This window comes from Pseudorhodobacter sp. (assembly GCF_030452865.1).
GTDB lineage: Bacteria > Pseudomonadota > Alphaproteobacteria > Rhodobacterales > Rhodobacteraceae > Pseudorhodobacter.
This window is the reverse complement of the sequence record NZ_JAKDLJ010000077.1, coordinates 1-11,683: the sequence shown is the minus strand read 5'-3', so window position 1 is coordinate 11,683 and position 11,683 is coordinate 1. Positions and strand designations below refer to the sequence as shown.

Genomic DNA, 11,683 nt, shown 5'->3' with positions numbered 1-11,683 from the left:
CTGCCGGTCAACGATAATGGAATCCGAAACCGGGCACCTCCCCGCAGGAATTGCAGATAACCCGCCAGATCCTGCACCACACCTTCATCATCAATCACCAGAAAGCTGAGGAAACCGCCTGAGGTATTGCCGATCCGGCCCTCCAACGCCTCGCCGCTTTGGATCACCCGTTTCGGTACGTCAAAAAACAGGTTGAAACGCGGATAAGCCGGGCCTTCGGCAACGAAGGCCACGGCGGCGCATTGTGCCGCGCTGATCGGTTTCATCGTGGTGTTCGGCAGCGTTCTGACCTTGCCGGACAGCGCATCCGAGAACGCCGCCAGATCGGCGCGGCTGAGGGCAAAAGCCTCCAACTGGAACGTGCTGTCTTCGGACAGGGTGGGGAGTGCGGCAAAACACGGGGTTTTCGGCAGGGTCGCCAGAACATCCAGCACCGATTTATAGGTCTGCTTGTTTTCTTGCGGCGTTTGCACCGGGGTCGGCGCTGCGATTCCTTCACGGGCTGCAACCTCCGGCGGCGGCGGGAGAGTGGGCAGTGCGGCGACGGTCGTGATCTCGGCTTGGCCGTTGGCGGCGACAGCGGTCGGGGCAAGACTGACAGCCGCAAGGCTTGTTGTCGCAGTGGTGGTCATCGGGGTCACCGCCTGCACAGATGCCACCCGAGGGGTACTGACCCGCGCAGGCGCCACAGTGGTAACCGGTGCTGTGACCGCCGCCACCACAGGACGTTGCGCCACTGTTCCAACTGGCAGCACTGCCACCGGAGCCGTTTCAAGGCCCGGAGCGGAGACAGGCGGTTGCGCAACGCTGGCAGGGGGCCGCACCAGCGCGACTGTTGATGTTTGGGCGCGTGTCGGCGTGACGGTTTGCGGCGCAAGTGCGGCAGGCCTTGTCACGATTGCGGCGTCGGAGGCAACGGTTGCGGCATCGGTCGCATTGGCGGCAATACGTGCGACACTGACTGTCGCCGCGCTCACGCCTGCCGCGCTGACATGCGTGGCTGTCATGCCCGATGCGGCTTTCAAGACCTCAGCCGATGATTGCGCCGCCAGATCGGCCACGTCGGAACGCGCCGTCAGCCGCTGGCTTTGCACTGCCGCGATGATCTCCGGCGCGCGGTCCTGACCGGCAACACTGCTGGCGATGGCCATGATTTCGACTTCCGGAATCGTCACCTGCTTTGGCACTTCATTCTGTGCGCGGTAGGCGGCAAACCCTTGTTCGACCAATACCAGATGCAGCGCGACCGCCACCATCGTCGCCCCGCCCCAGATCACCGCACCCGATGATGTCGAATATCCTTCGCTCATGGCAGGGCCACCCGGCGTTCGTGCAAGGTGATCAGCCGCATCGACACCGCTGCCAAATCGGGACGCGTGGTCAAGGCCATCAGGAGGTCCGCCGACAACCCCTTGTCCGCCAACAGATAAAGCGCCTCGGGCATTTGCGGCCCCAAAAGCCCTGCGAGCGTATCCGCCGTGACCGCCACGCCATCGAGCGCCATCGCTCCTTGGGCGTCGACCAACAAAAGTGGACGCGGCAGACGTTCCAATGGCAGTTCAGTCGTTGCCGCCAAATCGACACTGGTTTCGCCTTGCTGCACCAATGAGCCGGTGATCAGAAAGAAGAACACCAGCAGCAGCACAATATTCACGATGGCCAGTGAAAAATCCGGCCGCTGCCGGGTATGGTTTGGGGAAAGACGCGCCTTGCGCATGGCTTATCCTCCTCCGACCTGACTACCCGCGATCAGCCGCACCTTGGCGACACCGCGCGCGCCCAACACCTCCAGCACCGTGGCGATATCCTGTACCGTGGCGGAACGGGTCGGGTAGATCAATACATCCGGCGTGCCTTTGGCAAGCAGGGCCGGCACAATTGCGGCAAGCGCGTCCAGCGGTAGAACCTGATCACCCGACCGCACTTGGCCCCGCGACAGATGCCAGATCACCAGGTTGTCGCTGGCATCAATCGCCACGGCCTCGGGCTGCGGTTTTCCCTGCAACTCCGATTGGCCCGGCGGCGCCCCTGCTGTCAGCGCAATCAGCGAAAAGGGCGACAGGGTGGAGGACAGCATGAAAAAGATCAAAAGCTGGAACATCGCATCCGCCAAAGGTGTCAGTGCAAAGCCGTAGCGACGGCGGGTACCTTGCTGCAAATTTATGGTTTTTGTACCCGGCCCCGGCATGAGTCACGGCCCGCGTGGGGTGCTGGTGATCGTTTCCGCGCTGCCGTGGATTGCCGCCGACAGCAAAACCTCCAACGCCTGGCGTTCGCCGTCGATGCGGGTTTCAAGCCAGATCGCGATGAAATAAAACACCAGCGCAATGGCGAGCCCGATGGCAGTCGTGCTGAGCGCAGTCCAGATCCCGCCCGCCAGAAGTGCAGGGTCAACGCCGCCGGTGCTTTGCGCCAATGCGCCGAAAGCGTCGATCATGCCGACCACCGTTCCAAGCAGCCCGAGCATGGGGGCGGCCTGCACCACCGCTTCCAGCACGCGCATCCATCGCCCCATGGCGGCAAGTTCTGCCAGCGCGACCTGACGCCCGATCTCCTCCGCCCAGTCGGGATCATCCGGGCGTTGCAGACGTGCTGCCAAAGCGGCGCGCAGCACGCGCGGTTGCACACCCTTGACCGCCGAGATCGCCGCAAGCGCCTTGTCCTTATGCCCGGAGTCCCAGATCGCCAGTGCCGCCGCTGCCTTGCGTCCACGCCCCAACCCCAGCATCGCGAATTGCACGAACTTGAACAGCGCGACCGTGGTGGCGGAAACCGACAGCAACAGCAACGCTGCGAAAACCAGAATGGTTACAGCGTTCAGACCTGCAAGATCCAGCATTTCATTTTCCTGACGACCCTGTGCGCAGCGATACGCCTCGGATCAGTTGAACTGGATTGTGCGCACCCGACTGCTCAGCAATTGCTGGTCGCGGCACACATTCTCCGGCCCCGCTTCGGACAGGCATTCGACCGGCCCGTTGACCGAAATACGCGAGATTGTGGCGCAACCCTGATCGGGCAGGTCAAACTGCACAACGCGGGTCTTGCCGACCGGAAGCCAACCGAATTCGAGCACCAGAAGCCGCTGCACGATGCCTTCTGTATTGTAAACCGCCACTTCGTAGGATGATTTTTCCAAGGCAACCGCCGTGTTGTTGGTTGCAACATAGGTCAGGCGACAGCCCTGCCCTTCATCATTAGCGGTGTTCAGTTCCAATTCGATATTGCCGGTTTGCGCCAGAACCATTCCAGCGCAACTGATTTGTACTGCCGCGATTGCGGCTGTCAAAAAGCGACGTGAGGCAAACATTTTGACAATAACCCCTCAGTCAATGATTTCCCGCCCCACGGGATCGCGGGACATTTGAACCATCAGATTAGGGCCGAGCATAGGCGCTCTGTCAACAAAAACAGCCCATGTGGGGTGAAAACGCCTGTTGTCGACATCTTCGGGCAAATTCCACGCGGTCACCACACGGTCGCCGCTGCAAACTGCGACATATTCCGTAGCCAATGTGTCGTGCAAACCATTCAGACTCGCGTGATGGCGGAAAAACATGTAGACTCGCGCTATTGGATTGAAATTTTGGAAGTACCGATGCGCGGCAACAAATTGACCATCCCCGATTTCGGCCTGTCACCCAAAGCGATCCTCCCGGCACTTGCGCTGTGCATTGTCACGGCAGGCGCGGGTGCGGCAGAGGCGGAACGGTTGGCGCTTGTGGTCGGCAACGCAGATTATACCAATGTCGCACCTTTGAGAAACGCGGTGCGTGATGCGCACGACATTTCGGAATCGCTTAAGCGGCTTGGCTTCGAAGTCACTTTGCTGACCGACATTCACGGGTCCGATTTCTGGGCCAAGGTGGATGCCTTCGCCGATGAGGCGAAAAATGCCGACAGCACGGTGTTTTTCTATTCCGGCCATGCGTTCCAGATGAACGGTGCAAATTATCTGGTGCCGGTCGATGCCAAGCTAACCAGCCGCGATTCCATTCAGACCGAAACCTGGAACCTCGATGGCATTATCGCCCGGCTTCAGGACCGCAAGCGCCAGACGCTGATCTTTCTGGATGCCTGCCGCAATGACCCCTTGCCGCAATCGGTCCGGGGCACGGGCGCAGCCTCGGACGGATTGGCGCGGCTGCAAACCGGGGTCGGCACCTTTGTCGCCTTCGCGACCGAACCCGGTGCTGTAACCTATGACGGCGCGGGAGAAGCACCGAACAGCCCCTTCACCACTGCCTTGCTGGATCATATCGAAACGCCGGGGATCTCGGTTTCCGACATGATGATCGAAGTCCGCAACGAGGTGGAGGATCGGACCTTCCGCAAACAAACCCCGTGGGACCAATCATCACTGCGCGAACAGTTCTATTTCAACCCGGTGGCGGAATCGAAACAGGAGTTGAGCGAGGCGGATTTTGAGCTTTTGGCCCAACTTGCACCCGATGACCGCAAGAAGTTTCTGGACCTTCTGCGCGCCTCCGGCTTTTCGGACAGTTCCCTGCGCGACGCCGATACCGCGATCGAGGTGGCAAGCCTTGGCCTTGAAATGGCAGCCGACAATGGCGGCGTGACCATTGGTGATGCGAAACCCGCCGGAGGTGAGTCGGTGGGAGCGACAGTGACGGATGCGGCGCCCGCCGCCGCAGACGCCGGCCCGACCATCGACGTTGCGGCGCTGGAGGTCGTTGCCGGAGGCGGCACTGTTACAGATGCGCCGACGACGCAGACGGAAACTGTCGCCGCCGCTGTGACCGAAATTGTGCCGCCGCAAACCATCGCTTCGATCCCGGAAACGACGCTGCCGCTGTTGCCGCAAGACCCGGCGGCCGCTGCGTTGGATGGCGAAGCGCGGATTCGCCTTGCCGCGTTGACATGGCAGACGCGCGGGATCATCGGGATCAACGCAATCACCGTGGATCGGCTGCGCGTCGAAGGTAATATCATCAAACCGGACAGCGACAAGAACCGACAGTTGCTGGCCAGCATCGACCCTTCGCTGTTGCAGGATCACAGCACGCCCGAGGTGAACCCGGCAGATCTGGCCAAGCTGGCGCAAACGGAACTGCGCCGCATCGGGTGCTACCAGATGGGGATTGACGGCGACTGGGGCAAAGGGTCGCGGACCGCGCTGACCAGCTATTACCTTGCCAAGCGCAAAGTCCCGGATTCACTGGAGCCGTCGGTCGGATTGGTGCAGGCTCTGACCGCAGAATCGAGCGTAGTCTGTGCTGTGCGCGTCTCCAGCGTTGCCCCTGCGGTGCGCGCCCGCGCCAAGGCGCAGGTGAAGGCAACACAAGTCAGCGTCGAAAGCACCGGCACCCGCAAGATCAATCCCGTCACCAAGCGCAAGATCAATGCACCTGCCAAGGTCAAGAAGGAAATCAAGAAATCCCTGCTCGGCTCCGGCTCTTTCTGATCGACGACAGAGGAGTTGGTTGAAACGAAAACAGCGCCGCCGGTGTGGGCGCCGCTGTTTCATGTGCTGGTGTCACCAGAAGATATGATGCAACGGCGCGACTCTGTCGTCAGCGCAGATCAACGCGCAATTCGACGCGACGGTTTTCCGGGTCAAGATCATTGCCGGTGCGCGGATTGGCCTTGCCGAAGCCGATGGCTGACAACCTTTCCGCCGAAACACCAAGCCCGGTCAGGAAATTCTCCACCGAAAGCGCGCGCGCCTGCGACAGATCCATGTTGTAGGAATCGGTTCCGCGCGCGTCGGTATAGCCTTCAACCACGAAGCGCGCGATTTTCAACCGGTCGTCCTGCATCATTTGGGCGAACACCGCGAGGTTCTTTTGCGCCTCTGCCGTCAGATCAGCCGAATCGAGTTCAAACGTCACCAGCATGTCAAGGCCCGCAGGCGCTGCGGGCTTGTCACATTCCTGCGGTGTTCCGATACAGATGCCACGCGTCGCACCAATGTCGAGTGAATTGATATAGAACTCAACCAGTTCATCGGTGGTGTAAGGGGTCTGCGCGAGGACGGCACCCCCGCTTGCGAGGAAAATGGCAAAGGCTGTCGGACAAATAACGCTCCGCATGGCGAAAAACTCCTGCTGAAACAATTCGGATAGCATAGAGCAAATCGACCAAACGGTCAACGAAACCACGCGGCGCGGCACCGTTCTGGAAAGCTCGATACCACAATTTCGCAGCGGATCCGCGGTGCGCTACCGTTAACCGATGCTCATACGGTGCGACACGTTCTTGACCACGGTGTACTGGTCCAGGCCTTCCGTGCCGCCTTCCCGCCCGTAACCGCTCCACTTCACGCCACCGAACGGGGTTTCGGGCAGCGACGCCTCCAGCGTGTTGATGGAGACATTGCCGGCTTCGACCTCCTCTGCGATGCGGGCGGCATTGGCAGCGGAATGGGTGAAGCCGTAGGCGGCAAGCCCGTAGGGCAACCTGTTCGCCTGCGCGATACCCTCGCTCAACGAAGTGACAGGGTTGATGATCGCGATGGGGCCGAACGGTTCCTCATCCATTATCCGCGCATTGTCCGGCACATTGGCCAGCACCGTCGGAGCAAAGAAATAGCCCTTGTTGCCGATGCGCTGGCCACCGGCGCGCAGTTCCGCGCCTTTCGACACCGCATCTTCCACCAGTTCCGACATTGCCGCCAACCTGCGATCATTGGCGACCGGCCCCATTTCGGTGCCCTCGCTCAGCCCGTTGCCAACCACCAGCGATTTCGCCTTGGCCGCGAAACTTTCGGCAAAGGCCGTGAACTGGTCCTGCCCGACATAGAACCGGGTCGGTGAGGTGCAGACCTGCCCCGCGCTACGATATTTTCGCGCCGCACAGATCGGGCCGACCTGAACCGGGTCAACATCATCGCAGACGATCACCGGGGCGTGACCGCCAAGCTCCATCAACACCGGGGTCATATGCTGCGATGCAAGCCCCGTGAGATGTCGTCCCACAACTGTCGATCCGGTAAACGCAACAAGCCGGACCTGATCCTGCGGAATGAGATAGGTCGAAATCTCGGATGGAACACCAAAGACGAGGTTCAGGACGCCGGCAGGCAGCCCCGCCTCCTGAAACGCCCGAACGATGTGGATCGCCCCCGCGGGTGTTTCCTCCGCCGCCTTGAGGATGATCGAACAGCCGGAGGCCAGCGCCCCTGCGACCTTGCGCGCAGGCTGGCTCATCGGGAAATTCCAGGGTGAGAAGGCGGCGACAGTGCCGACGGGTTGGCGGATCACCGTATGGCGGATGCCCGGCGCGCCGGGAATGACGCGCCCGTAAAGCCGCTGGCCCTCGCCCGCGTCCCACTCAAAGAACTCCGCGCCGCGAATGACCTCCAGCCGACCCTCACTCAAGGTCTTGCCATGCTCCAGCGTGATGCAATGACCAATCTCATCCCGCCGCTCCCGCATGATCCGTGCGGCGCGCATGATGATATCACTCCGCTCTCGTGGGGCGGTCCTGCTCCAGACCCGGAAGCCTTTGGCCGCCGCTGCCAGTGCATCGTCCAGATCGGCTTTGCGCGCGATGGGCAGCGCGCCGAGGATGCTTTCATCGGCAGGGTTCACCACCGGCAGACTTTCCGCCGTCTTGCGCCAACGCCCGTCAATAAAGAGTTGCAGGTCGGGATAAATGCTCATGGCGCGCCTTTTGTGGTGGGGCCATTGGAATGATTGGCCGGTTGCAGTCGTAATTTTTCGTCACCGTACCATCTTAGCCATCACGCGGCAGGCGTATCAATTCATCTCGCGGAATTTAGCTATAACGGAATCGAATACACCGCCGCGCAAATCGCTGCGCGGTTCAAACGATCCGATATCCACCATGGCCCTCGCACCAGCTACAATGTGTCGCTGACATCGCTTCCGCTACGCCGCCCTGTCAATCCGTTCGATGCCGGGCGGGCGTGCTGACCCCGTGGCGGTGCAAACCCGGAACAAACTCCCCCCTTGCAGGCGCCGGGCGGCTGTGAACAACTGACCACACCTCTGCCCAAGTCCCCGAAGCTGGAAACATCTGACATGACAATCGCGACCCGTTCCGGAACCCATTTGGCCGTTTTGGCGGCCTTGGGTTTTTCGCATCTGCTCAACGACATGATGCAATCGCTGATCCCGGCAGCCTATCCGATCCTGAAAGAGACCTATTCGCTGGATTTCGTGCAGATCGGCCTGATCACTCTCACCTTCCAGATCGCGGGTGCGATGCTGCAACCGGTGGTTGGAATGGTTACCGACCGGCGGCCCGCGCCCTATTCGCCAGTGGTCGGGATGATGTTCACCATGTCCGGACTGGTCAGCCTTGCCTATGCGCATGGCTACGCAACCATTCTGGTCTCCGTGGCGCTGATCGGGATCGGATCGTCGATCTTCCACCCCGAGGCCACGCGGACGGCGCGCTATGCCGCTGGTGGCCGTCAGGGATTGGCGCAAGGCATCTTTCAGGTCGGCGGGCAGGCAGGCGGCGCGCTCGGCCCGGTGTTTGCAGCCCTGATCGTCGTGCCGTGGGGCCAGCCGAGCCTTGCGTGGTTTGCCGTTACCGCGCTGATGGCGATGCTGCTTCTGGCCTGGATCGGCAGCAAACAACGGCAATTGAGCGCGGATTTCATCGCGATGCGCGCACGCGGCAAAAAAGGCAAGGAGGCACCCCAGCACTCCTCCGCAACCATCGCGGTCGGGCTTGTCGTCCTCACCTTTCTGATGTTCACCAAGAACGCCTATGGCGAGAGTTTCCGCTCGTTCTACACCTTCTACCTGATCGAGCGCTTCGGCCTGTCGATCCCGGCCTCACAGATGATGCTGTTCATCTTTCTGCTTGCGGCGGCGGTCGGTGTTCTGATTGGCGGGATCGTCGGTGACCGGATCGGTCGCTACCGGATCATCTGGATTTCGGTGCTGGGGCCATTGCCGCTGACCCTGATGCTGCCCTATGTCGACCTGTTCTGGACCGGTGTTTTGACGATCATGATCAATCTGATCATGGCCAGCGCCTTCGCGTCGATTCTGATCTATGCAATGGATCTTCTCCCCAACCGGATCGGCTTGATCGGTGGATTATTTTACGGGTTGAACTTCGGCCTTGGCGGCATCGCGGCTGGCCTCCTTGGCGTTATGGCGGACCGGTACGGCGTCGAAACCGTCTATCAGATATGCTCATTCCTGCCGCTTGCCGGTTTGATGGCATGGTTCCTGCCGCGACAGGACGAAGGCATCGGGACCTGACGCCAAATCCTCGAAACCACACCTTCAAACGCCCTCTTGTCTCGATTTGACTGCACTCTCCCTTTGGGTTGCGGGCAAAACGCTTTGCGTCACAGCAAACCACGCGCGGCGAGGTTGCGCATCAGATGGCTGATGCCAAAGCTCCATTCCGGGCATTCGGGTGACAGACCCACGGTATTGACCAGCACGGCCAGCATCGGAGAGGCAATCGCACCCGGTCGCCGAGCTTTCGGGGAAAGCCTCTGCCCGGTTGCCCCCTGTCCTGCGTCGGGGCGAAAAGCGTGCCGAGTGAGATCATGATCCTGTCGGGGTATTGATGCTGCCGCCCAATGGTTTTTTGCACAAGGTCAGTCGGATCGCGGCTGATTTCCGTCATCCGGGTCGCTGCCGCGCATTTCAAACCCGTCGGCGCCAATCACTGTCAGCTCCAGTGCAGCACGGCGCACATCATCAAGCCTGAACCCAGCATCGAACAGCCGAATCATCGGTCCGATTGCAGTTGAGGCGTTGTTGTCCTTGGCCTTTGACAACAGCAACGCCGCGCGCGCCCTCATTGAACCGGCGAAGGTAACGCCGCAAGCCTTGATTGCGTTCAGAGCGCACGGGGCGAGGAAATGCAGATGACTTGGACCCGTCGGGTTGGCGGCGATGGTGGTAGCCACGCCCAGATCGCGAGTTTCGGCAATTGTCACATGCGGCGCAGGGTCCGCGATTTCGCAGATATCACGCACACGCGGGGCAATGACTGACGTGATTTCAATCACCCTGCCTTCGCGGAGCGTGATGACACCTGGTCCCTTTAGATGCGGATTCCAGACCCGACCTATCAACGTGCCGCTGATGGGAAATTCGGTCATGTTCAACTCCAGTACAGTCGCATTGAAAGTGTCAGGCTTTCGCCTGAGCCAATTCCCTGAGGCCCGGATAGCCGGGCAAATGTGCCGCGTCGACCACCGCCCACGCGGGTGCTTTGAGCAGGTGCGCAAAGCACCCGCGGCTGCCGCGATGGGCGCAACTGAAACCGCGCGTCCGCCGGAAACCCGAACAATCACGCCGCACGGCACCGGATTTCAACGACGCTCACCCGTTCGCCACCTTTGATCCGCCACGCAACGCGACATAGATCGCCGGGATGACAAGCACCGTCAGAACCGTGGACGAAGCCAGCCCGAACAACAGCGAAATCGCCAGCCCCTGAAAGATCGGATCGGCCAGGATCACGGCGGCACCGATCATCGCGGCAAGTGCTGTCAGCAGGATCGGCTTGAACCGGATCGCGCCCGCCTCCAGCAGCACTTCCACCAGCGGTTGCCCCGGCGTGCGAGAATGGCGGATGAAATCCACGAGCAGGATGGAGTTGCGCACAATGATCCCTGCAAGGGCGATGAAGCCGATCATCGAGGTCGCCGAGAATGGCGCATTGAAAAGCCAATGTCCAAGCATGATGCCGATCAAGGTCAGTGGAATCGGCGTCAGGATGACCAAAGGCAGCTTGAAGGAGCCGAACTGCGCCACGACAAGAATATAGATCCCGACAAGGGCGAGCATGAAGGCGCTGCCCATGTCGCGGAATGTCACCCAGGTCACCTCCCACTCCCCATCCCACAAAAGCGTGGGATGCGATTCATCATCGGGTTGACCGTTCAGCGAAATGACCGGCTTTGGCAGATTGCCCCATTCGGCCTTGGCTATCGCATCCTCAACCGCGAACATGCCGTAAATCGGGGCTTCAAAGGCGCCTGCAAGCTCTGCCATCACCATTTCGGCGGCGCGACCATTGTGCCGGAAGATCGGATACGACGCCAATTCATGCGACACGCTAACGACATCGCCGAGCTCAACAACATCGCGCCCACCGGGCAAAGCGTTGGCCGGAACCGGGGTTGCAAGCATGCGCGCATTCATTGCCGAGGCGGTCTTTGGCAGTGCTACGCGGATCGGGATCGGCCGACGACCGCTGCCGCGATGCGAATAGCCAACCGTCGTGCCGCCGTAAAGATAGTGGAGCGTGTCGTAAACGTCGGACTGTTCCACCCGGTAGTATTCAAGATTGTCCTGATTGATCGAGACCCGGACCCGCTCTGCCCGGTTGTGGAAGCTGTCATCGACATCAACAATGAAAGGGACGCTGTTGAACGCCTCGCGCACCTTGCCCGCGACAGCCCGCCGCGTCTCTGCATCGGGGCCGTAGATTTCAGCCAGAAGCGTGCCGATCACCGGTGGTCCGGGCGGGGGTTCGACGACCTTGACCACCGTTCCTTGCGGCAAATCCATCCCCCGCATCCGCTCCCGCAGATCAAGAGCTATGGCGTGGCTGCTGCGATCCCGGTCGCCTTTGGCAAGCAGATCCACCGTGATATCACCTTGTTCAGCGCCACCGCGCAAATAATAGTGCCGCACCAGCCCGTTGAAGTCGAAAGGTGCAGCCGTGGCGGCGTAAGCCTGGAATGAGGTAATCTCCGGCACCGGGGCAAGCC

Annotated in this window: 10 protein-coding genes and 1 pseudogene; 2 read left to right on the top strand and 9 right to left on the bottom strand. The window is 60.8% G+C overall.

The features are described 5' to 3' along the window. The 5 genes and pseudogenes from L0H65_RS06850 to L0H65_RS06830 all read right to left on the bottom strand — a co-directional run. Positions 1-1,310, bottom strand: a pseudogene (locus L0H65_RS06850) (hypothetical protein); the annotation flags it as partial. Next, positions 1,307-1,717, bottom strand: a complete 411-nt coding sequence (locus tag L0H65_RS06845; protein WP_301458091.1) for a biopolymer transporter ExbD — start codon at positions 1,715-1,717, stop codon at positions 1,307-1,309. The pseudogene L0H65_RS06850 and the gene L0H65_RS06845, both read right to left, overlap by 4 nt. Positions 1,718-1,720: 3 nt before the next feature. Continuing rightward, entirely contained in the window at positions 1,721-2,158 is a 438-nt protein-coding gene (locus tag L0H65_RS06840; RefSeq protein WP_301458090.1) for a biopolymer transporter ExbD, read from the bottom strand. Between the two features lie 33 nt (positions 2,159-2,191). Further along, positions 2,192-2,839, bottom strand: coding sequence for a MotA/TolQ/ExbB proton channel family protein (locus tag L0H65_RS06835; RefSeq protein WP_301458089.1), 648 nt, complete (start codon positions 2,837-2,839; stop codon positions 2,192-2,194). A 42-nt stretch (positions 2,840-2,881) separates the two neighbouring features. Next, entirely contained in the window at positions 2,882-3,310 is a 429-nt protein-coding gene (locus L0H65_RS06830; RefSeq protein ID WP_301458088.1) for a hypothetical protein, read from the bottom strand. Between the two features lie 288 nt (positions 3,311-3,598). Between L0H65_RS06830 and L0H65_RS06825 the strand changes: the two genes are divergently transcribed. After that, positions 3,599-5,425, top strand: coding sequence for a caspase family protein (locus L0H65_RS06825; protein ID WP_301458087.1), 1,827 nt, complete (start codon positions 3,599-3,601; stop codon positions 5,423-5,425). 109 nt (positions 5,426-5,534) lie between these two features. Here the strand turns inward: L0H65_RS06825 and L0H65_RS06820 are convergent, their stop codons facing one another. Beyond that, positions 5,535-6,053: an OmpA family protein gene (locus L0H65_RS06820; RefSeq protein WP_301458086.1), complete on the bottom strand. Its 519-nt coding sequence runs from the start codon at positions 6,051-6,053 to the stop codon at positions 5,535-5,537. 135 nt (positions 6,054-6,188) lie between these two features. After that, a complete protein-coding gene (locus L0H65_RS06815; protein WP_301458085.1) occupies positions 6,189-7,625 on the bottom strand; it encodes an NAD-dependent succinate-semialdehyde dehydrogenase in 1,437 nt (478 codons plus the stop codon). Positions 7,626-8,006: 381 nt separating this feature from the next. Here L0H65_RS06815 and L0H65_RS06810 point away from each other — a divergent pair, with 381 nt between their 5' ends. After that, entirely contained in the window at positions 8,007-9,206 is a 1,200-nt protein-coding gene (locus tag L0H65_RS06810; RefSeq protein ID WP_301458084.1) for an MFS transporter, read from the top strand. 347 nt (positions 9,207-9,553) lie between these two features. On the opposite strand, the gene L0H65_RS06805 is transcribed toward L0H65_RS06810, so the two are convergent. Both L0H65_RS06805 and L0H65_RS06800 read right to left on the bottom strand, forming a co-directional pair. After that, positions 9,554-10,063: a hypothetical protein gene (locus L0H65_RS06805; RefSeq protein WP_367651979.1), complete on the bottom strand. Its 510-nt coding sequence runs from the start codon at positions 10,061-10,063 to the stop codon at positions 9,554-9,556. A 223-nt stretch (positions 10,064-10,286) separates the two neighbouring features. Further along, the coding region (locus L0H65_RS06800) for an efflux RND transporter permease subunit (RefSeq protein ID WP_301458083.1) at positions 10,287-11,683 on the bottom strand (1,397 nt) is incomplete at its 5' end.

Coding starts and splice junctions, on each gene's coding strand:
- L0H65_RS06845 (WP_301458091.1), bottom strand. CDS start 1,717: ATGCGCAAGGCGCGTCTTTCCCCAAACCATACCCGGCAGCGGCCGGAT.
- L0H65_RS06805 (WP_367651979.1), bottom strand. CDS start 10,063: ATGACCGAATTTCCCATCAGCGGCACGTTGATAGGTCGGGTCTGGAAT.
- L0H65_RS06815 (WP_301458085.1), bottom strand. CDS start 7,625: ATGAGCATTTATCCCGACCTGCAACTCTTTATTGACGGGCGTTGGCGC.
- L0H65_RS06830 (WP_301458088.1), bottom strand. CDS start 3,310: ATGTTTGCCTCACGTCGCTTTTTGACAGCCGCAATCGCGGCAGTACAA.
- L0H65_RS06835 (WP_301458089.1), bottom strand. CDS start 2,839: ATGCTGGATCTTGCAGGTCTGAACGCTGTAACCATTCTGGTTTTCGCA.
- L0H65_RS06825 (WP_301458087.1), top strand. CDS start 3,599: ATGCGCGGCAACAAATTGACCATCCCCGATTTCGGCCTGTCACCCAAA.
- L0H65_RS06810 (WP_301458084.1), top strand. CDS start 8,007: ATGACAATCGCGACCCGTTCCGGAACCCATTTGGCCGTTTTGGCGGCC.
- L0H65_RS06820 (WP_301458086.1), bottom strand. CDS start 6,053: ATGCGGAGCGTTATTTGTCCGACAGCCTTTGCCATTTTCCTCGCAAGC.